The sequence below is a fragment of the Pseudomonas sp. DR 5-09 genome, assembly GCF_001655595.1.
GTDB classification, from domain to species: Bacteria; Pseudomonadota; Gammaproteobacteria; order Pseudomonadales; family Pseudomonadaceae; genus Aquipseudomonas; species Aquipseudomonas pharyngis.
The window spans coordinates 4125387-4147641 of the sequence record NZ_CP011566.1; the positions used below are offsets into that span (position 1 = coordinate 4125387).

Below are 22255 nucleotides of genomic sequence, written 5' to 3' on the forward strand. Positions count from 1 at the left end.
GCGTTGGCGTGAGCCGATCAAAGCAATTACTGTTTAATAAATAAAATCGATTTATCGTATTTCACACATAAGCACAGCTTGTTACTGGAGTCAGAACATGTCGGTTTCACACGCCCAGCTCAAAGCCTTTCACGCCGTGGCCGTGCACGGAAGCTTCACCAAGGCCGCCGAGCGGCTTTATCTGACGCAGCCGGCGATTTCCGACCAGGTGCGCAAGCTGGAAGAACGCTTCGGTGTGTTGCTGTTCCATCGCAACAAGCGCTCGGTGCGCCTGACCGATTTGGGCGAACGCTTGCTGGCGATCACCCAGCGTCTGTTTGTGGTCGAGGCCGAAGCTCAGGAGCTGTTGCAGGAATCCCAGGCGTTGCAGACCGGCAGCCTGATTCTGGCGGTGGATGCCCCGGTGCATGTGTTGCCGCAGATCGCCCGGTTTTGTGAGCGCTACCCGGGGATCAGCGTGAAGATCGAGACCGGTAACACCGATGAGTCGCTGTTTCGACTGTTCAACTATCAGGCCGATCTGGCGTTACTGGGTCGCGATGTCAGCGATGAACGCCTGCTGTGTGTGCCGCTGCGCAACGACCCGATGGTGGCGTTTGTCTCCCGCCATCATCCGTGGGCCGAGCGTGAATCGATCTGCCTGGAAGATCTGGACGACACGCCGCTGGTGCTGCGCGAACACGGCTCGGTGACCCGCCAGACCCTGGAAGAGGAAATGGCCCGCGCCGGCTTCCGCATCCGCCCGGCGATTCAGGTCGAAGGCCGGGAAGCGGCGCGGGAGGCGGTGGTGGTGGGGATTGGCGTGGGGGTGGTGTCGGCGGCGGAGTTTGGTGCTGACTCGCGGGTTTGCGCGTTGCCGATCACCGATTGCACCCGGCGCTTGACCGAGACACTGGTGTGCCTGCGCGAGCAGAGTTCGCGGCGGGTGGTGGCGACGTTTCTGGATATGGTGCGCGAAAGCCTGGTGTAGATCGTTCCCCCGTCGAGGCGTCGAACCGTCCGCGTAGGAACGATCTGGTGGGTATCAGATGGGGGCCAATCCGAAAAACGCCTGAATCAACCGCAACTCCCGCCGGCGCTCCACGCAGCCGATCATGTGCCGGTTCACCAGCCCTTCTCCCGCGATAGGAATCGCGACGACACGGGGGTCATGGCTGACCTCAACCGACGACACCACCCCAACCCCCAACTCAGCCGCCACCGCTTCCGTCACCGCCTCGCGACTGTCCAGTTCCAGCAACACCCGTGGGCTGACCGATGCCTGCGCACAGGCCTGATCAAACGTGCGCCGGGTAATCGAACTCGGCTCGCGCAAGACCATGATCACCTGATCCAGCTCCTTGAGCCTGACCTCGCCACTGCGTGAAGACCATGGATGCCCCGCCGGCACCAGCGCGCAGATCCGCGATTCACTCAATGCTTGCAGATGCAGCCCTTTGCGCGGCTCGACCTCGGTCAGCACCGCCACATCGGCATGCTCGGACAACAACGCCGCCAGGGTCTCCTGAGCATTGCCCAAGCGCAAATTCACCGTGATCCCCGGATAGCGCGCCCTCAGGCTGGCGAGCATCGGCATGACCATGTGCGGGCCGTCCGCCGCCACCTCAAGGCGTCCGGTCAGCAACTGCCGATTGGCTTCGAGCAGCGCCTGCGCCTCTTCGGCCAGGCCGAACATCGCCCGAGTGATCGCCGCCAGTTTGGTGCCCTCCTCGGTCAACTCGACCCGGCGCGCCGTGCGTCGTAACAGGGTGATCTGGTAATGCTCCTCCAGCGCCTTGATATGTCCGGTGACCGCCGGCTGGCTGATGAACAACCGCGCGGCGGCACGGGTAAAGCTGCCTTCCCGGGCCACGGCGTCAAAGGCGCGGAGCTGGAACAGGTTCATGAATAACCCTCACTGATGGCTGGCATAACAACAAACAATTTGATTGATGATCCGCCGAATTGCAACGTAGGCGCCGTAGCTTCATCCCACAGCGCTATCGCGAGGACACACGAATGAGTACTGCCGCCCCCATCCTGCTCACTCCCGGCCCGTTGACCACTTCGGCCCGCACCCGCCAGGCGATGATGGTCGACTGGGGTTCATGGGATGACCGCTTCAACCAACTGACTGCCAGCCTGTGCGAACAACTGCTGGCGATCCTCAACGGCGCCGCCACCCACCACTGCGTACCGTTGCAGGGCAGCGGAACATTCGCCGTCGAAGCCGCGATCGGCACCCTCGTCCCCCGCGACGGCAAGGTGCTGGTGCTGATCAACGGCGCCTACGGCAAGCGTCTGGCGAAAATCTGCGAAGTGCTCGGCCGCTCGTTCAGCACCTTTGAAACCGCTGAAGACGAACCGACCACCGCCGCCGACGTCGACCGCCTGTTGTGCGCCGACAGCGACATTACCCACGTCGCGCTGATCCATTGCGAAACCAGCACCGGTATTCTCAATCCGCTGCCGGAAATCGCTCAGGTCGTCGAACAACACGGCAAACGCCTGATCATCGACGCCATGAGTTCCTTCGGCGCCTTGCCGGTGGATGCGCAAAAAGTCCCGTTCGACGCGCTGATCGCCGCATCGGGTAAATGCCTGGAAGGCGTACCGGGCATGGGCTTCGTGTTTGCCCGCAAGGAATCCTTGGCCGCAGCCGCCGGCAATTCGCCTTCGCTGGCGATGGACCTGTTCGACCAGCACAGCTACATGAAGAAGACCGGCCAATGGCGCTTCACCCCGCCGACCCACGTGGTCGCCGCGCTGCACGAGGCGCTGCTGCAATACAACGAAGAAGGCGGCCTGCCCGCGCGGCATGCGCGTTACGCCGCCAACTGCCAGGCGCTGATGGAAGAGATGGGCAAACTCGGCTTGCGCAGTTTCCTGCCTGCTGCGATTCAGGCGCCGATCATCGCGACCTTCCACGCACCGAAAGATCCGCGCTACCAGTTCAAGGACTTCTACGAACGGGTCAAGGCCAAGGGTTACATCCTCTACCCCGGCAAGCTGACCCAGGTCGAAACCTTCCGCGTCGGCTGCATCGGCCACGTCACCCCGGCGCAGATGCGCGAAGCCGTCGCGGCGGTGGGTGAAGTGCTGCGCGAGATGGAAGTGCTCGACATCTGACTCACCCGGCCCGCTCCCTCATTTGAATTGCATTGCCAATACAGGATTCTGACCAACATGAACTACAACAACCCAACCCAGCTGCAAGCCGCCATCCTCGACTGGGCCGGCACCGTGGTCGACTTCGGTTCCTTCGCACCGACCCAGATTTTTGTCGAAGCCTTCGCCGAGTTCGACGTCCAGGTTTCCATCGAAGAAGCCCGGGGCCCGATGGGCATGGGCAAATGGGATCACATCCGCACCCTGTGCGATCAGCCGCAGGTTGCCGAGCGCTATCGCAAAGTGTACGGCCGCACCCCGACCGACGATGACGTGACCGCGATCTACAACCGCTTCATGCCGCTGCAGATCGAAAAAATCGCCGAGCACTCGGCGCTGATTCCCGGCGCGCTGGAGACCATCGCCAACCTGCGTCAGCAAGGCATCAAGATCGGTTCCTGCTCGGGTTATCCGAAGCAAGTGATGGACAAGGTCGTGGCACTGGCCGCCACCAACGGCTACGTCGCCGACCACGTCGTCGCCACCGACGAAGTGCCGAACGGCCGCCCATGGCCTGCGCAAGCGCTGGCCAACGTGATTGCGCTGGGCATCGACGATGTCGCCGCCTGCGTGAAGATCGACGACACCGTGCCGGGGATTCTCGAAGGTCGTCGCGCCGGGATGTGGACCGTGGCGCTGATCTGCTCCGGCAATGCGCTGGGCCTGGATTACCAAGGCTATCGCGCACTGGGCAGCGATGCGCTGGCCAGCGAACGCAAGCGCATTCACGCGCTGTTCGAAGGCTCGCGCCCGCACTACATGATCGACACCATCAGCGATCTGCCGGAAGTGATCGCCGACATCAACAAGCGCCTGGCCAACGGCGAGATGCCGCAAAGCAGCTGATTGCATCCATCGCGGCAAACAAAAACGCCAGTGTCTGCCCGACACTGGCGTTTTTTCATGGTGGTTTTCAGCTAAATCGCTGACGCAGCTCAGTGAAAGCTTTTTTAGCCTCGGGCAAACGCGCCAAAGGGGATTACAGTTAAGGCATGCCGTCGCAGAACGGCACGCTTGAGCCCTGAACCGTGAGGAACGCCGTATGCCGTGGACAAATTCCGAATCCCGTTACAGCACCGTATCGATCCTGTTGCACTGGCTGATGCTGGTGCTGTTGGTGCTGGTGTACGCCAGCATGGAATTGCGCGGGCTGTTTCCCAAGGGCAGTGGTGGTCGCACGCTGATCCGCGAAGTGCATTACATGCTAGGGCTGACTGTGTTCGTGCTGGTGTGGTTTCGCCTGTTCGCTCGCAGCCTGGGGCCTGCGCCGAAAATCTTTCCGGCTTCGCCACAATGGCAAACCACCCTCGCACGCTTGATGCACTGGGCGTTGTACCTGTTCATGATCAGCATGCCGATCCTCGGCTGGCTGATCACCAGCGCTGAAGGTCATCAGGTGATGTTCTACGGTTTCGACCTGCCGTTGCTGGTGAGTGAAGACAAGGTGTTCGCCAAAGACGTTGAACACTGGCATGTGCTGATCAGCACCATCGGCTACTGGCTGATCGGCCTGCATGCGCTGGCGGGGATCTATCACCATTACGTGGTGCGCGATAACACGTTGCTGCGGATGATGCCCAAGCGCAGCCAGGGTTAATCGTCGAATCCGCGCCGGCCCTGCAAGCCGCCGGTGTGGACGAAGATCAAGCGCAAACCCCGGGCAAAGCGGCACGCCTCGATCTGTTGTTTGAGCGCCAGCAAGGCCTTGCCGGTGTACAGCGGTTCGAGGGGAATGCCGCTGGCCTGTTCGGTTTGCGCGATGAATTCAAGCAACGCCTGATCGACCTTGGCGAAACCGCCACGGCTGGCGTCGATCAGCTCAAAGCCTCCGGTGTCACCGACAATCGCCTCGACATTGGCCGCGACGCCGTGATCGTCGGGCACAGCCATTGCGCCATACACCGCACGTTGGCCTGCCTCGGCCAACACCAATCCCGCTAGCGTGGTGCCCGTGCCGCAGGCCAGCCACCAACCGTGGTAGTCGTCCCAACCAAGCTTGCCGAGTTGTTCACTGACCTGGTCCTTCAGCGCCGCGCAACCCTGCGCGCCCAGCAACCCGCCGCCACCTTCAGGCACCGGATGCAGCGTCTGATATTGCTCTCGCCACGGCTGCCAGAACCCCGGCTCGTGCCGCGCCCGATAGCCGCCGTAACCAAGCCAGTGCAGTTGCATGCCGAAATCCTGCAGATCCCTGACCGTCGGCGTGTCCTGCGGATGCCCGCGCAATAACCCGACCGTTGTGAATCCCAGGCGTTTGCCCGCAGCCGCCAGCGCATGCAGATGATTGGAGTGCGCACCGCCCAGGCTGATGATGCCTTCGGCACCCGCGCGGTCTGCGGCCTTCAGATGTTCGACGAGCTTGAACCACTTGTTGCCGCTGATCAGCGGATCGATGCGGTCTAGACGCAGGATCGCGACTTCAATGCCGGCGGCAGTGAGCCAGTCCAGATGAAAGGGATCGAGGGGGGCTTGAGGTAGCCAGTCGGTGGGAGGCAGAAACATGAAGGCCGGCTCTGTGCAAAGAGCCGGCATTCTAGGGTGGATCAGAGCTCGGCGGCCAGACGCGAGCCCTGATTGATCGCGCGCTTGGCATCCAGCTCGGCCGCCACATCGGCGCCGCCGATCAGGTGCACGTTCTGCCCGGCTGCTACCAGCCCGTCGTGCAGCTCGCGCAGCGGATCCTGGCCGGCGCAGATGACGATGTTGTCCACCGGCAGCACTTGCGGCTCGCCGGCTTCGCCGATGCGGATGTGCAGGCCTTCGTCGTCGATCTTCAGGTATTCGACGCTGTTGAGCATCTGCACCTGCTTGTTCTTCAGACCGGTGCGGTGAATCCAGCCGGTGGTCTTGCCCAGACCGTCGCCGACTTTGGACTTCTTGCGTTGCAGCAGGAACACGTCACGGGCCGGTGCGTGCGGTGCAGCCTTGATCCCGGCCACGCCACCACGGGCTTCCAGATTCGTGTCGATGCCCCACTCTTTCCAGAACGCAGCGCGATCCTGACTGGTGGCCACACCTTCATGGACGAGGAATTCCGAGACGTCGAAACCGATACCGCCAGCGCCGATCACCGCCACACGCTTGCCGACCGGTTTGCGCTCGAGCAGCACATCCAGGTAGCTCAGCACTTTGGCGTTCTCGACACCCGGAATCGCCGGAAGACGCGGCGCAATGCCGGTCGCCAGGATGACTTCGTCGTAACCGCCCTCGACCAGTTTCGCCACGTCGACGCGGGTGTTCAGGCACACCTCGACGTTGGTGGTCTGCAGTTTGCGTTTGAAGTAACGCAGGGTTTCGTAGAACTCTTCCTTGCCCGGCACACGTTTGGCGACGTTGAACTGGCCGCCAATCTCGCTGGCCGAATCGAACAGCGTTACCTGATGCCCGCGCTCGGCGGCCACAGTGGCGGCGGACAGACCGGCAGGACCGGCACCGACCACGGCGATCTTCTTGATCTGCTTGACCGGCAGGTAGTTGAGCTCGGTCTCGTGGCAGGCACGCGGGTTGACCAGGCAACTGGTGAGCTTGCCGCCGAAGGTGTGATCGAGGCAGGCCTGGTTGCAGCCGATGCAGGTGTTGATTTCGTCGGCGCGGCCTTCGGCAGCCTTGTTGACGAAGTCCGGGTCGGCAAGAAATGGCCGCGCCATCGAGACCATGTCGGCATCGCCTTCGGCCAGAATCTGCTCGGCGATTTCCGGGGTGTTGATGCGGTTGGTGGTGATCAGCGGAATATTCACCGAGCCACGCAGCTTGGCCGTGACCTTGCTGAATGCCGCACGCGGCACTTTGGTGGCGATGGTCGGGATCCGCGCTTCGTGCCAGCCGATGCCGGTATTGATGAGGGTTGCGCCGGCCTGCTCGATGGCTTTGGCCAGGGTGACGATTTCTTCCCAGGTGCTGCCGCCTTCCACCAGATCGAGCATCGACAGACGGAAGATGATGATGAAGTTCGGGCCGACCGCTTCACGTACGCGGCGAACGATTTCCACCGGCAGGCGCATGCGGTTTTCGTAGCTGCCGCCCCAACGGTCAGTGCGGTGGTTGGTGTGGGCGGCGAGGAACTGGTTAATGAAATAACCCTCCGAGCCCATGATCTCCACGCCGTCGTACTCGGCAGTCTGGGCCAGTACCGAGCAAGTGACGAAATCGCGGATCTGTTTCTCGATGCCTTCCTCGTCCAGCTCTTTGGGCTTGAACGGGTTGATCGGCGCCTGAATGGCGCTCGGTGCGACCTGTTTCGGGCTGTAGGCATAACGGCCGGCGTGGAGGATCTGCATGCAGATCTTGCCGCCCGCATCATGCACGGCGCGGGTGACGATGCGGTGCTTGAGCGCTTCTTCCTCGGTGGTCAGCTTGGCCGCGCCGGAATACACACCGCCCTCGTCGTTCGGGCCGATACCGCCGGTGACCATCAGGCCGACGCCGCCGCGGGCACGCTCGGCGAAATACGCCGCCATGCGTTCGAAACCACCCGGCTTCTCTTCAAGGCCGGTGTGCATCGAGCCCATCAGGGTGCGGTTGCGCAGCGTGGTGAATCCCAGGTCCAACGGGGCCAACAGGTGCGGGTATTGAGTGGCGGTCATCGTTAACTCCACAGCAGCGATCACGGAAAATGCGGGAGCTCTGCGTCCCCCGTCAGTCATGCTCGACAGATTAGGAGTCGCCTCGCTGTCACTCAATGACCGTAACTGACAAGTTATTGATCCAAATGCGCAGCGCCTCTTGGCAAGCCGGGGCTGGCGCCCTACCCTGTCCGCACACCCTGTACCCGGTTGTTGTTGGATTTCATGCGCAAACTTCTGTACCTGACCTTTTCCATGGCGCTCATCGCCGCGCTCACCTTCTACGCCATGTGGGCGGCTGACCGGCCGGCCGGTCATTACCTGTCGGACCTGCGGATCAAACTCGCGGTCGATCAGGGCACCCCCGCCGACCGTGGCAACCTGCTGGGCATCCAGCCCGAGCTGTTTCCCACCGACTACCAAAGCCCCGAACGCCTGCACCGCAAGCTCGCCGCCTATTTGCAGCAGGCGCAGGATCAGGGGCTGTTGAATGAAAAAACCGTGGTCATCCTGCCGGAGCATGTCGGCACCTGGCTGATGATCAGCGGCGAGAAAGATGAGCTGTACCAGGCCGCCACCCTCGCCGAAGCGATGAACTGGCTGGCGGCGAGCAACCCGGTGCAGTTTGCTCGCGCCTGGCTCACCGCCAAGGGCAGCAGCCGTCTGGATGACGCGCACCTGCGCATGAAGTCCCGGGACATGGCCAAGGACTATCAGGCTCTGTTCGGTGGATTGGCCAAGGAGTTCCACATCACCCTGGTGGCCGGCTCGATCGTGTTGCCTGATCCGAACATCACCGACGGCCGGCTCAAGGCCGGCAGCGGCGCGCTGTACAACAGCACGGTGGTCTTCGGGCGTGACGGCGCCCCCCTCGGCCAGCCACAGCGGCAGATGCGTCCGGTCTTCGATCACGATGACTCCGGCACCCGCGAAGCTTCGCGGATCAATGTGATCGACACCCCGGCCGGACGCCTCGGCGTGTTGATCGGCAAAGACAGCTGGTATCCGGACAACTATCGCAAACTCGACGAGCAAGGCGCGCAGCTGATCGCGGTGCCCGCGCTTGTCGTCGGTAATGGCGTGTGGGATCAACCCTGGAAGGGTTACAAAGGCTCGAGCGTGCCGGACTCAGTCAGCCTGAAACCCGGAGCAGTCAGTGAAGGCCAGGCCTGGCACCAACTGACCCTGACCGCGCAACCGCCGGCCAGCAAGGCGTTGGCCGGTATGAGTGTGTTTCTGCGCGGGCAGTTCTGGGACAAGCCGAGCGCCGGGCAAAGTTTCCTCAGTAGCAACGGCCAGCAATTCGCCGACAGCGAAGCCCGCGGCGCGCGCCTGCTGAACCTCTGGTTGTAAACCGTGAAACCGCTGCCGATGCGTCTCGGGGATCTGTCGGTGGGCTTCGTCCACAGCCTGGCCGATGCCGTGCGCAGCCATGAGATCGACCCGCTGCCATTGCTCGAACAGTACGGTTTGGACACCGCACGACTGGCAGAAGCCGGGGCGCGCCTGTCGATCCCGCGCTACATGCGCCTGGGGCATGGCGCGATCCAGCTGACCGGCGACCCGGCACTGGGTTTGCGCATGGGCCGGCTCAGTCGCCTGAGTCAGGCCGGGCTGGCCGGTGTGACCGCCGCGCAGGCGCCGACCGTGCGCGAAGCCGCTCGCTGCCTGACTCGTTTCGAACCGTTGTACGGCTCCAACTATCGCGGCCAGTCGAGTTTCCACGAGGACGCCAGCGGCGCGTGGCTGCGGTTCTACTCGATCAGCCCGTACAACGCCTACAACCGCTTTGTGGTGGATTCGATCATTGCCGGCTGGCTGCATCAGCTGTCGAGCGTCAGCCCTGAGCCCTTGCGCGCCGAACGGATCGAGATCGAATTCGACAGCCCGGATTATCGCGACGCCTACGCCGTGCTCGGCGACTGCCCGATTCAGTTCGGCGCCGAACACAACCAACTGCGCCTGAGCCTCACCAGCCTGGCCCAACGCAACCCGGAGCATTGCCCCAGCACCTGGAAACATTTGCTCGGTTTGTGTGAACGGGAACTGGAACAACTGACCCGCACCCGCAGCCTGCGCGAACGCATCACGCAATTGCTCGGGCCGTTGCTCAATGGTGGCCGGGAACCCGACCTGGAAGAAGTGGCGACACGCCTGAAGCTGCCGACCTGGACGTTACGGCGCAAACTGGCCGAGGAAGGCACGCAGTTTCGCGCGATCCTCAATGACACCCGCCGTGACTTGGCAATGACCTACATCCGCGACACCGAACTGGCATTCGGTGAAATTGCCTACCTGCTGGGCTTTGCCTCGGCCGAAGCTTTCCAGCGCGCCTTCAAGCGCTGGAACGGCCAGACACCGGGCGAATTTCGCCGCAGTCACCGCAAGACAGGCTGACGCCTTACAGCTCGGTGGCGTCTTCCGCAGGCTCTGGTGAATCCAGCTCAAAGGCCTGGAATTCGAGCAGTTCTTCTTGATAGTCATCCATTGCGTAATCCCCCTGACGCTTGCTTGAAATGGCCTGGAACAAATGACCAGTGCCTCGAGCATAAAGTGCCCGTGTGAAGGAAAAATGAAACACGGCATTCATGAAATAAACGTAGCAGGCGGTCAGGAATTTATCGCGGGATATTTTTCGACGAGGCTTGCAGGAAGAAGCTCAAGGGAGACAACAAAACGCCACGCGTCCGACAGGGGTCGGACGCGTGGCGTGAAGTTTACTGCCCGGAGGCAGGCATGGCCGGAATCGGCTCGGAGGGCGGCGGTATGTCCGTCGGATTGGCCGGTGGCGTGATGGTTTCCGTGGCGGGCGCAGGCTCGGTAACCGGTGCCGGGGTAATCGGCGCCGCTTCCGCTGACGGCGCTACCGGCTCGGAACTGGCCGGGGTCGCTTCTGCAGGTGCTGGCGCAGGTGCTGCAGCGGGCTCGGCGGCCGGTGCTGGGGCCGGGGTCGGTTCAGCCGCGGGGGCTGGAACCAGCGGAGCCGGTGCCGCTTTGGCTTCCGGCACACCCAGGTCGGTCTTCGGTTTTTCGGTGATGTGCGCGGCCTTCTTCGCTTCGGCCGGCAGGAACAGCTCGACCAGCGTGAAGAAGCGCTCGTAGAACTTCTGCGACGACACGGTTTCACTGGCGACCTTGACCATCGAATCGTCAGACGAGCCGATCGGCATCGAAACCGAGCCCAACACGCCGACACCGAGGCTGGCCGAGTTGTTGGTCTTCTTCAGCGCGTAGCGGTCCTGCAGGGCATTGGCGAACACGGTGGCGTGATGGCCTGCGCTGCCATCATCGGCGCATACCACGTTGAAGCTGATCTCCAGGTGGGTTTCGCCGGTCTGCTGGAAGCTCTTGTGTCCGCTGACCAGTTTCGGGTCATTGCTGGTAATGATGTAGCCCTGACTGAGCAACGCTCGGCGGGCCGCTTCGCAACTGGCGGTGTCGGTCACCGGGTAATTGCGCGAAAAGGTGCCGGAGTCGTCGAAATTCTCATGCTCGTAGATGGGCTTGTCCTTGGAGCAGCCGGCAGCGGCGGTCAGCAACAACGCCAACCCGATGAAACGCACGGGAATAGAATTCAACATTAAACATCCTGAGGAAAAACGGTCCGGGGCGTATTGTGCAACAGATCGCTGCCCCGCGGCGTATGGATTAGTGTCTTAAAACAGTTACAACTCTATCGACCTTCAGTGGCAGGAAAAAGTCGCGCCGATAAATGATCGATGAACACCCGCAACTTGGCGGTTGCATGCCGGCTCGACGGCCACAGCACCCAGAACTGTCCGACGTGCTCCAGATGCTCATCCAGCACGCGCTGCAGGCGACCCTGCTGCTGCGCCTCGAAGATCATGAAGTCCGGCAGACAGGCGATGCCCATGCCCGCCAGCGCTGCATGCCGCACGGCTTCGATCGACGTACTGACCAGGCGTGTCGGCAAGGTCGGCTCGGGAGCGCCCTCCTCGCGTTTGAACGGCCAGGACTCCAGTTTGCCGGTGGCGTGAAACGTATGGCGCAGGCAGGCGTGCTCCGCCAGATTGGCCGGGGTCAGCGGCTCGCCGCGCTCGCGCAGATACGCGGGGCTGGCCACCAACACCATGTGAAACTCGCCCAACGGTCGTGCCATGAGTCGCGAGTCTCGCGGTTTACCCGTTCGGATCACCGCATCGAAGCCCTCCTCAACGACATCGACCATGCGATCAGTCAGGTCCAGATCCAGTTCGATCTGCGGGTACAGCGCCATGAATTCGTTCATGACCGGCATCACCAGGTCATGCACCTGCGGCAGGCTGACCCGCAACTTGCCGTGAGGCGCCGCTGCGGCATCGCACAGTTCAAATTCCGCCGCCTCCACTTCGGCGAGGATCTTGCGGCAACGTTCAAGAAACAGCGCGCCTTCACTGGTCAGCGTGATGCTGCGAGTGGTGCGGTGAAACAACCGCACATTGAGTCGTGCCTCCAGTCGGGCAATGCTTTTGCCGACCGCCGACGAAGACACGCCCTGCAAGCGGCCGGCCTCGGTAAAGCTGCGGGTTTCCGCCACCTGCACAAACACTGAAATACTGCCCAGGCTGTCCATTCATCCCTCCCTGATTCACGACATTCTTGTCCGAGATGTTCGGAACCCTAACCTGTTTTTCCCGAATGTGCAGCGCCCTACCCTATGGCCTTCGTCTTTCTCGGCAAAAGGGATGCTGGTTCATGAACGATGCGCAACTCACCTCTACACCGCTGACCAATAGCGTCCAGCACGATGAACGACTACCGCTGGGCGCACTGCTCGCGCTGGCCACCGCCGGCTTCATCACCGTGCTGACCGAGGCGATGCCCGCCGGCCTGCTGCCGCAGATGAGCGCGGGGCTTGATGTCTCTCAGGCACTGATCGGGCAACTGGTCACGCTGTACGCCATCGGTTCGATGCTGGCGGCGATTCCCCTCACCATCGCCACCCGAGGCTGGCGTCGACGTCCGCTGTTGCTGGCGGCCATTGGTGGGTTTGCCATCGCCAACAGCATCACTGCACTGTCGGAACTGTACTGGCTGACCCTGATTGCACGCTTGATCGCAGGCGTGTTCGCCGGGTTGCTCTGGGCTCTGCTGGCCGGGTACGCGAGCCGGATGGTCGCACCTCATTTGCAGGGCCGGGCGATTACGGTGGCCATGCTCGGGGCGCCGCTTGCGCTGTCGCTGGGCATTCCGGCCGGGACGCTGCTGGGCACGGCGGTCGGCTGGCGTCTGAGCTTTGCGATCATGACCGGGCTGACGTTGCTGCTGGTGATCTGGGTGCGCTGGCAAGTGCCGGATTTCGCCGGTGAACGCGCCGGAAAGCGCCTGCCACTGCGTCAGGTGTTTACCTTGCCGGGCGTGCGATCGGTGTTGTTTGTGACTTTGTCCTACGTCGTCGCGCACAACCTTCTTTACACCTACATCGCGCCATTTCTTGAACCGTCGGGACTTGGCGGAGAAATCGACCGGGTGTTGCTGGTATTCGGCCTGGCGTCGGTACTGAGCCTGTGGATCGTCGGCAGCCTGATTGATCGCTGGCTGCGTCAATTGGTTCTGGTCAGTGCCGCGCTGTTCCTGCTGTCGGCGATTGCACTGGGTCTTTGGCGCGAATGGCCGGGCGTGGTCTACACCGCCACCGCCGTCTGGGGCCTGGCATTCGGCGCGATGCCCTCGCTGTTGCAGACGGCCCTGGCGAAAACCGCCAGGGAGGCTGCCGACACCGCGCAATCGATGCTAGTGACCCTGTGGAATGTCGGAATTGCCGGCGGTGGGCTTGCGGGCGGTCTGCTGCTGAACAACCTGGGCGTCGGGAGTTACCCGTGGATTGTCGCGGGCCTATTGCTGTTGACCCTGTATGCGACCGTCAATGCCCGGAGCCATGGCTTCCCGAACGCCGGATAGCGGGCATAAAAAAGCCCCGGATTTTCATCCGGGGCTCGGGTCTTGCGGCTCAGCCAGGCATCAGAAACGCTTGATGTCGGCTTCGGCTTCCAGCTGCTTGCGGTACGCCGCGAAGTCTTGCTGGCCCACACGCGAGGCGAGGAAGCGACGGTACTGCGCTTTCTCTTCATCGGTCGGAGCCGCTGCTTCGTTCACGCCGTTAAGGCGCACGATGGTCAGGCTACCGTCCGCCAGCGTCACGCTGGTGAAGGTCGGCTTGTCCTTGGCGGCCGGTTTCGGCATGCGGAACAACGCTTGCAGCACCGCTGGATCAACGCCTTCCTGAGCGCGGTTCGCCGCTTCAGTGACTTTCCAGCTCTGACCGTCCACCGCTTTGTCCAGCGGGGTCTTGCCATCACGCAGACTGGCGATCAGTTGCTCCGCCTTGGTCTTGGCAGCCGCGCTGGCATGCTCTTTGGTCAACTGGGTGCGAATGGCGGTGGCCACGCTTTCCAGCGGCAATTGAGTCGGCTTGAGGTGCTCCTTGGCGCGCAGCACGATCACGGTTTCCGGATCCAGCTCGATGGCGGTGCTGTTGGCCCCCTCTTCCAGCACTTCGGTGCTGAACGCGGCCGTCACAACGGCACGGTTGGCTGCAACGCCTTCGCCACCTTCACGGCCGAACGGCTTGGAAGTGTGCACGGTCAGTTTCAGATCCTGCGCCGGCTGGGCCAGGTCGGATGCTTCGAACGAAGAGTCTTCCAGTTGCTTGGTCGCCTCCACGAAACGCTGCTCGACCTGCTGGGTTTTCAGCTCGCGGGTCAGCTTGTCCTTCAGGCTGGCCAGAGTCGGCACTTCAGGCGCCTCGACACCCAGCAGCTTGATCAGGTGGAACCCGAAGTCGGTGCGAACCGGCTCGGAAACCTGATCCTTGTTCAGCGAATACAGGGCTTTCTCGAAAGCTGGGTCGTAAACGCCAGGACCGGCATAACCCAGGTCACCGCCATTGTTGGCCGAACCCGGATCCTGCGAGAACTCCTTGGCCAGCGCTTCGAACTTCTCGCCCTTGGCCAGACGCGCCTGGACTTCTTCGATCTTCGCCTTGGCCTGCGCCTCGGTAGTCTTGTCGTTGACTTCGATCAGAATGTGCGCCGCACGACGCTGTTCCGACAGGTTGGCGATCTCTTTCTGATACGCCGCCTGCAGGTCTTCGTCCTTGACGGCGACCTGATCGAAGAACGAAGCCTTCTTCAACTCCAGGTAATCGATGACCACTTGATCCGGGGTCATGAACTCCTTGGCGTGCTCGTCGTAGTAAGCCTTGACCTCGTCATCGGTCAGCTTCACGGTCGAAGGGTCAGCCTTGATGTTCAGCGTGGCGAAGTCGCGGGTCTGTTTTTCCAGACGGGCGAAGGCCAGCACCTGACCGTCGGTCACGAAACCGCTGCCCGCCACACCGGCGCGCAGTTGGCCGATGAGCATTTCCTGAGCCAGCATCTGGCGGAACTGCATGCGGCTGTAGCCCAGTTGACGGATCACCTGATCGAAACGGTCGGAACTGAACTTGCCGTCGACCTGGAATTCAGGCGTCTGCAGGATCACTTGGTCCAGGGCCGCTTCGGAGAAAGCGAACTTCGATTGTTCTGCGCCTTGCAGCAGCAGCTTGCGATCGATCAGACCCTTGAGGGCCGATTCGCGCAGCATTTTTTCGTCCAGCAAGGAAGCGTCGAAGTCCTTGCCCAGTTGTTGCATCAGCTGACGGCGTTGCATATCCACCGCCTGGCTCAGCTCGTTCTGGCTGATTTCTTCGCCGTTGACCTTGGCCGCCTCATTCTTGTGAGTCGTGGCCTGGAAAATGGCGTCGAAACCGGTCAGAGCCATCAGTGCAACGATGACCCCGATAATGGTCTTGGCAATCCAGCCTTGTGAATTGTCCCTGATATTCTGCAGCATGCGTCCCCCAGAAACGGTTGAACTTCAAAATTAGGCAACCGTGGAGCGTGGGTAGAATCCGGATAGAAGAAAGGCGCATCCGAGGATGCGCCTTCTCGTAACTGGCGGAGCGGACAGGGCTCGAACCCTCGATCCCGGTGTGACAGGCAGCTATTCCAACCGCCTGCTCTACCGCTCCGCTGCCAAGTCAGGCATGACCCCGACCCGGATGGGTAAAAACCTGAATCAAACTTAGTTGACGGCTTCTTTCAGGGCTTTACCGGCTTTGAAACCTGGTTTTTTGGCTGCCGCGATTTCCAGAGTCTTGCCGGTCTGTGGGTTACGACCGATGCGAGCTGGACGATCAGTCACGGAGAAAGTACCGAAACCAACCAGAACAACGGAGTCGCCAGCCTTGAGAGCGCCAGTGACGGATTCGATTACAGCGTCCAGCGCACGGCCAGCAGCAGCTTTCGGGATATCAGCGGATGCAGCGATAGCATCAATCAGTTCCGACTTGTTCACTCTAAGTCCCCTTATATCTATTTGAGTATGATTCTAAGTTTTTTGGTGAAAGCAAAAACGAGTGCTGAATGGCCTACAGACACTTAAGAGCCGCTTTATAACAAGGGCTCTAAAAAGCTGTCAAGGAAGCCCCCCAGGCAAAAGCGTATTAATGCGTGCTAATTCTTTCCTTAGAGTCAGACTCACGTTTTTCGTCCTTGGCAACTATCTCCGGAGCCACATCCGGCAAGGGCTCCGGCGCGTATTGCAGCGCAATTTGCAGGACCTCGTCAATCCATTTAACCGGTTTGATCTGCAGATCCTGCTTGATATTGTCAGGAATCTCCTTCAGATCGCGCACGTTCTCTTCCGGAATAATCACTGTCTTGATTCCGCCACGGTGAGCGGCCAGCAGTTTTTCCTTCAGACCGCCAATGGCGAGAACTTGACCACGCAGGGTGATCTCGCCGGTCATGGCGACATCGGCGCGCACAGGAATACCCGTCAAAGCCGACACCAGTGCGGTACACATGCCTACACCAGCGCTCGGGCCGTCTTTCGGCGTAGCACCTTCCGGCATGTGGATGTGCGTGTCGCGCTTCTCGTGGAAGTCCAGGGGGATACCCAGGCTCTTGGCACGGCTGCGAACCACAGTCAGGGCCGCAGTGATCGATTCGACCATTACGTCACCCAGCGAACCGGTCTTGATCAGTTGACCTTTGCCCGGCACCACAGCGGCTTCGATGGTCAGCAATTCGCCGCCCACCTGAGTCCAGGCCAAGCCGGTGACTTGTCCGATCTGATCCTGCTGCTCGGCCAGACCGTAGCGGAACTTGCGAACGCCGAGGAAATGCTCCAGCAGATCAGCTGTCACTTTTACCGAGAAGCGTTTTTCCAGCGCGTGCTCTTTGACCGCCTTGCGGCAGACTTTGGCAATCTGCCGCTCGAGGCCACGCACACCGGCTTCGCGGGTGTAGTAACGGATGATGTCGCGGATCGCTTCTTCGTCGAATTCCAGCTCGCCCTTCTTCAGGCCGTTGGCTGCAACCTGCTTGGGCGACAGGTACTTGACCGCGATGTTGATCTTCTCGTCCTCGGTGTAGCCCGGCAGACGGATGACTTCCATCCGGTCCAGCAGCGCCGGTGGAATGTTCATCGAGTTCGAGGTGCACAGGAACATCACATCCGAGAGGTCGTAATCGACTTCCAGATAGTGGTCGTTGAAGTTGTGGTTCTGCTCAGGATCGAGCACTTCCAGCAACGCCGACGCCGGGTCACCACGCATGTCGCTGCCCATTTTGTCGATTTCATCGAGCAGGAACAGCGGGTTGCGGACACCCACTTTTGTCATCTTTTGAATCAATCTTCCTGGCATCGAACCGATGTAGGTCCGACGATGACCACGGATTTCCGCTTCGTCACGCACGCCACCGAGGGCCATGCGCACGAATTTGCGGTTGGTGGCATGGGCGATCGACTCGGCCAGCGAGGTTTTACCCACGCCCGGAGGACCGACCAGGCACAACACCGGGCCACGGATTTTCTTCACGCGCTTCTGCACGGCGAGGTATTCAAGGATGCGTTCCTTGACCTCTTCGAGGCCGTAGTGATCGGCGTCGAGAATGTCTTCGGCACGGGCCAGGTCCAGACGTACCTTGCTCTGGGCCTTCCACGGCACTTGAACCAGCCAGTCGATGTACGAGCGCACCACAGTGGCTTCAGCGGACATCGGCGACATTTGCTTGAGCTTGTTCAGCTCGGCAGTGGCCTTGGCCAGCGCGTCTTTCGGCAGACCGGCAGCGTCGATGCGCTTTTTCAGGTCTTCAATTTCGTTGTGGCCTTCGTCGCTGTCGCCGAGTTCTTTCTGAATGGCCTTCATCTGCTCATTCAGGTAGTACTCGCGCTGACTGCGCTCCATTTGCTTTTTGACGCGGCCACGAATGCGTTTTTCGACTTGCAGCAGGTCGATCTCGGCGTCCAGCAAGGCCAGAACGTGCTCGACCCGGGCCGACAAATCGATGATTTCGAGGATTTCCTGCTTCTGCTCGATCTTCAGCGCCATGTGCGCGGCCATGGTATCTACCAGACGGCCAGGCTCGTCGATGCTGTTGAGCGACGACAGGACTTCAGCCGGGACTTTCTTGCCCAACTGCACATATTGTTCGAACTGCGACAACAGGCTGCGCACAAACACTTCGGATTCGCGCTCGGCGGCGTCGACCTCGTCGATCAGCGAGACTTCGGCACGGCAGTGGCCATCGACTTCGCTGAAGCGCTCGACAGCGCCACGCTGCTCGCCTTCGACCAGAACCTTGACGGTGCCGTCCGGCAGTTTCAGCAGCTGCAGAACGGTGGCGATAGTACCTACGCGATAGAGAGCTTCTTCACCGGGATCATCGTCAGCCGGGTTTCTCTGGGCCAGCAGCAGGATCTGCTTGTCGCCCGTCATCGCGGCCTCGAGGGCTTCGATGGATTTCTCGCGCCCCACGAACAGCGGGATAACCATGTGCGGATACACAACGACATCACGCAATGGCAGGAGAGGCAATTCGATGGTGGTCTTCATGATTTCGCCTCTACGGCGGCCATATGGCCGTAATCAGATGGAATTAAGCTTGAAACCAAGATGGGGGTTGCCTTGAAAAAAAACAAGCGCAAAGCGGATGTAAAAAACGACATAAAAAAAAAGAGGCCCGAAGGCCCCTTCCTTGTTCCGGCAGGCCGGGCGCTTACGCGTCCGGTGCAGCCTTGGCAGCCGGCTCACTGTTTTCGTAGACATACAGTGGCTTGGACGTGCCTTCGATCACGCTTTCATCGATCACGACTTTGCTCACCTCGGACTGCGAGGGGATTTCATACATCGTGTCGAGCAGCACACCTTCCAGAATCGAACGCAGGCCACGGGCACCGGTTTTACGCTCCAGGGCACGCTTGGCGACCGATTTCAGCGCGTCGGAACGGAATTCCAGATCCACGCCTTCCATCTCGAACAGCTTGGCATACTGTTTGGTCAGGGCATTTTTCGGCTCGGTGAGAATTTGCATCAAAGCAGCCTCATCCAGCTCGTCCAGCGTCGCCAGGACCGGCAGACGACCGACGAATTCCGGGATCAGACCGAACTTGACCAGATCGTCAGGCTCGACTTCACGCAGGGATTCACCGACTTTCTTGCCTTCTTCCTTGCTGCGCACTTCTGCGTTGAAACCGATGCCACCCTTGGTGGAACGGTTCTGAATGACCTTCTCCAGACCGGAGAATGCGCCACCGCAGATGAACAGGATGTTACGGGTATCAACCTGAAGGAATTCCTGCTGCGGATGCTTGCGGCCACCTTGTGGTGGTACGGAAGCGACCGTGCCTTCGATCAGCTTGAGCAAGGCCTGCTGCACGCCTTCACCGGAAACGTCCCGGGTGATCGACGGGTTGTCGGACTTGCGCGAAATCTTGTCGATTTCGTCGATGTAGACAATGCCCATCTGGGCTTTCTCTACGTCATAATCACACTTCTGCAGCAGCTTCTGAATGATGTTCTCGACGTCTTCACCCACGTAACCCGCCTCGGTGAGGGTGGTTGCGTCGGCGATGGTGAACGGAACGTTCAGCAAGCGGGCCAGGGTTTCGGCCAGCAGGGTTTTACCGGAGCCTGTCGGGCCGATCAGCAGGATGTTGCTCTTGCCGAGTTCGACGTCGTCAGCCTTTTTGTCACGCTGGTTCAGACGCTTGTAGTGGTTGTACACCGCTACTGCCAGAACCTTCTTGGCACGCTCCTGACCAATGACATATTGATCAAGGATGCCGCTGATTTCTTTAGGCGAAGGCAATTTATGCGCGCTGCTTTCGGCCTGTGCTTCCTGCACCTCCTCGCGGATGATGTCATTGCACAGGTCGACGCACTCGTCGCAGATAAAGACCGAGGGGCCGGCAATCAATTTGCGTACTTCATGCTGGCTTTTGCCACAGAAGGAGCAATAGAGCAGCTTGCCGTTGTCCTCGCCGTTGCGGGTGTCAGTCATTCGTTCGATCCAAATCCGATAGGCTTGCAACACAAGATGAAGGCTATTGCGGGCTTTTTCAAGCCCGCCGCTGATCAGACGCGCCGACCAAGCCTATTTTGAGCTGCTTATTTTTAAGCTGGGCGCTGGTTGATCACTTCGTCGATCAGACCATATTCCTTCGCAGCTTCTGCACTCATGAAGTTGTCGCGGTTGGTGTCGCGCTCGATTTCTTCAAGCGTACGGCCGCTGTGCTTGGCCATCAGCGTGTTCAGACGCTCGCGGATGAAGAGGATTTCCTTGGCATGGATTTCGATGTCCGATGCCTGGCCCTGGAAACCGCCCAGTGGCTGGTGAATCATCACGCGCGAGTTCGGCAGGCAGAAACGCTTGCCAGGTGCACCGGCCGTCAGCAGGAATGCGCCCATGCTGCACGCCTGACCGATACAGGTAGTCGATACGTTTGGCTTGATGAACTGCATGGTGTCGTAGATCGACATGCCCGCTGTCACCGAACCGCCCGGGGAGTTGATATAAAGATGGATGTCCTTGTCCGGGTTTTCCGCTTCAAGGAACAGCAATTGCGCGCAAATCAGGTTGGCCATGTAGTCCTCTACCGGACCCACCAGAAAGATTACTCGTTCCTTGAGAAGACGCGAGTAGATGTCATAGGCGCGCTCGCCACGAGCAGATTGCTCGACAACCATCGGGACCAGGCCGCCGGCGGCCTGGATATCAGAGTTCTGCTGAATATAGGAATTACGGAACATGCTCTGCAGTCACTCCCAAATAGTCATGTCTTGAATACGCATAAGCCAGCTCGAAGGCTGGCTTATGGTGTGTGCTTCTAACGCAAAAACAATCAGTCGGCTTTTGGAGCTTCTACCGGCTTGACCGCTTCTTCGTAAGAGACCGATTTGTCGGTCACGCTAGCTTTCTGCAGAACAGTATCCACAACTTGTTCTTCCAGCACAACCGAACGAACTTCGTTCAGTTGCTGGTCGTTCTTGTAGTACCAGGACACGACCTGCTCAGGCTCCTGGTAAGCCGAAGCCATTTCCTGAATCATTTCGCGAACGCGGGCTTCGTCTGGCTTCAGGTCGAACTGCTTGACCACTTCGGCCACGATCAGACCCAGGACAACGCGACGCTTGGCTTGTTCTTCGAACAGCTCGGCCGGCAGTTGGTCTGGCTTGATGTTGCCGCCGAACTGCTGAACAGCCTGCACGCGCAGACGGTCAACTTCGTTGGACAGCAGAGCCTTAGGCACTTCGATCGGGTTGGTGGCCAGCAGACCGTCCATTACCTGATTCTTGACCTTGGATTTGATCGCCTGACGCAGTTCACGCTCCATGTTCTTGCGAACTTCGGTGCGGAAACCGTCGATGCCGCTTTCCTTGATGCCGAATTGAGCGAAGAACTCTTCGTTCAGCTCTGGCAGCTTTGGCTCGGAAACGGTGTTTACAGTCACAGTGAACTCGGCGGTTTTGCCAGCCAGGTCCAGGTTCTGATAGTCCTCTGGGAAGGTCAGGTTCAGAACGCGCTCTTCGCCGGCTTTAGCGCCGACCAGGCCTTCTTCGAAGCCAGGGATCATGCGGCCGGAACCCAGTACCAGCTGAGTGCCCTTGGCGGAACCGCCAGCGAACACTTCGCCGTCAACCTTGCCAACGAAATCGATGTTCAGCTGGTCTTCGTTCTGGGCAGCACGATCGGCCACTTCGAAACGGGTGTTCTGCTTGCGCAGGATGTCCAGCATCTTGTCCAGATCGGCGTCAGCCACGTCAGCGCTCAGACGCTCAACGGTGATGCCTTCGAAGCCGGCAACGGTGAACTCAGGGAACACTTCGAATACGGCTACGTATTCCAGGTCCTTGCCAGCTTCGAGCGATTTTGGCTCGATCGATGGCGAACCGGCCGGGTTCAGCTTCTGCTCAACCACAGCTTCGTAGAAGGAGGACTGGATCACGTCGCCGATCGCTTCCTGGCGCGCATCAGCACCGAAACGGCGCTTGATTTCGCTCATTGGCACTTTGCCTGGACGGAAGCCAGCAATCTTGGCCTTTTGGGCAGTCTGCTGCAGACGCTTGTTGACCTGAGTCTCGATGCGCTCAGCCGGCACGGTGATGCTCATGCGGCGCTCAAGAGCAGTAGTATTTTCAACAGAAACTTGCATGGATATTCCTCGTTGCACAGACGTTAGCCGGCCGTTTCCGACCCAAGAATCAAGGGCAAGCATTC

Annotated in this window: 19 protein-coding genes; 7 read left to right on the top strand and 12 right to left on the bottom strand. The window is 60.3% G+C overall.

Annotated features, from left to right (window positions below; all coding sequences use genetic code 11):
- The first annotated feature begins 97 nt into the window (after positions 1-97).
- A complete protein-coding gene (locus PDR5_RS18475) occupies positions 98-970 on the top strand; it encodes a LysR family transcriptional regulator (protein WP_064597834.1) in 873 nt (290 codons plus the stop codon).
- Between the two features lie 54 nt (positions 971-1024).
- Here PDR5_RS18475 and PDR5_RS18480 read toward each other — a convergent pair whose 3' ends face one another.
- The gene (locus tag PDR5_RS18480) at positions 1025-1885 is read right to left on the bottom strand and encodes a LysR substrate-binding domain-containing protein (protein ID WP_064597836.1); all 861 of its coding nucleotides are present in this window, start codon (positions 1883-1885) and stop codon (positions 1025-1027) included.
- A gap of 113 nt (positions 1886-1998) precedes the next feature.
- Here PDR5_RS18480 and PDR5_RS18485 point away from each other — a divergent pair, with 113 nt between their 5' ends.
- From PDR5_RS18485 to PDR5_RS18495, 3 genes are all read left to right on the top strand, one after another.
- A complete protein-coding gene (locus tag PDR5_RS18485) occupies positions 1999-3108 on the top strand; it encodes a 2-aminoethylphosphonate--pyruvate transaminase (protein ID WP_064597841.1) in 1110 nt (369 codons plus the stop codon).
- A gap of 57 nt (positions 3109-3165) precedes the next feature.
- Entirely contained in the window at positions 3166-3993 is an 828-nt protein-coding gene (phnX, locus tag PDR5_RS18490) for a phosphonoacetaldehyde hydrolase (protein ID WP_064597843.1), read from the top strand.
- A 196-nt stretch (positions 3994-4189) separates the two neighbouring features.
- Positions 4190-4744, top strand: a complete 555-nt coding sequence (locus PDR5_RS18495; protein ID WP_064597845.1) for a cytochrome b — start codon at positions 4190-4192, stop codon at positions 4742-4744.
- On the opposite strand, the gene PDR5_RS18500 is transcribed toward PDR5_RS18495, so the two are convergent.
- Both PDR5_RS18500 and PDR5_RS18505 read right to left on the bottom strand, forming a co-directional pair.
- Entirely contained in the window at positions 4741-5649 is a 909-nt protein-coding gene (locus tag PDR5_RS18500; RefSeq protein ID WP_064597847.1) for a 1-aminocyclopropane-1-carboxylate deaminase/D-cysteine desulfhydrase, read from the bottom strand. The two genes, PDR5_RS18495 and PDR5_RS18500, sit on opposite strands and share 4 nt — an antisense overlap.
- Before the next feature lie 41 nt (positions 5650-5690).
- On the bottom strand, positions 5691-7730 hold the full coding sequence (locus PDR5_RS18505) for an NADPH-dependent 2,4-dienoyl-CoA reductase (RefSeq protein ID WP_064597853.1): 2040 nt from the start codon (positions 7728-7730) through the stop codon (positions 5691-5693).
- A 204-nt stretch (positions 7731-7934) separates the two neighbouring features.
- Between PDR5_RS18505 and PDR5_RS18510 the strand changes: the two genes are divergently transcribed.
- The gene (locus PDR5_RS18510) at positions 7935-9062 is read left to right on the top strand and encodes a nitrilase-related carbon-nitrogen hydrolase (RefSeq protein WP_064597855.1); all 1128 of its coding nucleotides are present in this window, start codon (positions 7935-7937) and stop codon (positions 9060-9062) included.
- Positions 9063-9065: 3 nt separating this feature from the next.
- A complete protein-coding gene (locus PDR5_RS18515) occupies positions 9066-10106 on the top strand; it encodes an AraC family transcriptional regulator (protein WP_064597857.1) in 1041 nt (346 codons plus the stop codon).
- 4 nt (positions 10107-10110) lie between these two features.
- Here the strand turns inward: PDR5_RS18515 and PDR5_RS29720 are convergent, their stop codons facing one another.
- From PDR5_RS29720 to PDR5_RS18525, 3 genes are all read right to left on the bottom strand, one after another.
- Positions 10111-10299 carry a hypothetical protein gene (locus tag PDR5_RS29720; RefSeq protein WP_156669348.1) on the bottom strand — a complete coding sequence of 63 codons (189 nt, stop codon included), beginning with the start codon at positions 10297-10299 and terminating at the stop codon, positions 10111-10113.
- A 127-nt stretch (positions 10300-10426) separates the two neighbouring features.
- Positions 10427-11290, bottom strand: coding sequence for a DUF2242 domain-containing protein (locus PDR5_RS18520; RefSeq protein WP_064597859.1), 864 nt, complete (start codon positions 11288-11290; stop codon positions 10427-10429).
- A gap of 92 nt (positions 11291-11382) precedes the next feature.
- Positions 11383-12282, bottom strand: coding sequence for a LysR family transcriptional regulator (locus tag PDR5_RS18525; protein WP_064597862.1), 900 nt, complete (start codon positions 12280-12282; stop codon positions 11383-11385).
- A gap of 122 nt (positions 12283-12404) precedes the next feature.
- Between PDR5_RS18525 and PDR5_RS18530 the strand changes: the two genes are divergently transcribed.
- Complete coding sequence (locus PDR5_RS18530; RefSeq protein WP_064597864.1) at positions 12405-13610, top strand: MFS transporter; 1206 nt, start codon at positions 12405-12407, stop codon at positions 13608-13610.
- A 60-nt stretch (positions 13611-13670) separates the two neighbouring features.
- Here PDR5_RS18530 and PDR5_RS18535 read toward each other — a convergent pair whose 3' ends face one another.
- The 6 genes from PDR5_RS18535 to tig form a co-directional block, all read right to left on the bottom strand.
- Positions 13671-15542, bottom strand: coding sequence for a SurA N-terminal domain-containing protein (locus tag PDR5_RS18535; protein ID WP_064597866.1), 1872 nt, complete (start codon positions 15540-15542; stop codon positions 13671-13673).
- Positions 15543-15773: 231 nt separating this feature from the next.
- Positions 15774-16046 carry an HU family DNA-binding protein gene (locus tag PDR5_RS18540; protein WP_002552737.1) on the bottom strand — a complete coding sequence of 91 codons (273 nt, stop codon included), beginning with the start codon at positions 16044-16046 and terminating at the stop codon, positions 15774-15776.
- A 148-nt stretch (positions 16047-16194) separates the two neighbouring features.
- Positions 16195-18591 carry an endopeptidase La gene (lon, locus tag PDR5_RS18545; protein ID WP_039767614.1) on the bottom strand — a complete coding sequence of 799 codons (2397 nt, stop codon included), beginning with the start codon at positions 18589-18591 and terminating at the stop codon, positions 16195-16197.
- Between the two features lie 163 nt (positions 18592-18754).
- The gene (clpX, locus tag PDR5_RS18550; RefSeq protein WP_064597867.1) at positions 18755-20038 is read right to left on the bottom strand and encodes an ATP-dependent Clp protease ATP-binding subunit ClpX; all 1284 of its coding nucleotides are present in this window, start codon (positions 20036-20038) and stop codon (positions 18755-18757) included.
- Positions 20039-20151: 113 nt separating this feature from the next.
- Entirely contained in the window at positions 20152-20787 is a 636-nt protein-coding gene (clpP, locus tag PDR5_RS18555; protein ID WP_007951559.1) for an ATP-dependent Clp endopeptidase proteolytic subunit ClpP, read from the bottom strand.
- Positions 20788-20879: 92 nt separating this feature from the next.
- Positions 20880-22190 (bottom strand): trigger factor, encoded by a 1311-nt coding sequence (gene tig, locus PDR5_RS18560; RefSeq protein WP_064597869.1) that lies wholly within the window; start codon positions 22188-22190, stop codon positions 20880-20882.
- Positions 22191-22255 lie beyond the last annotated feature (65 nt).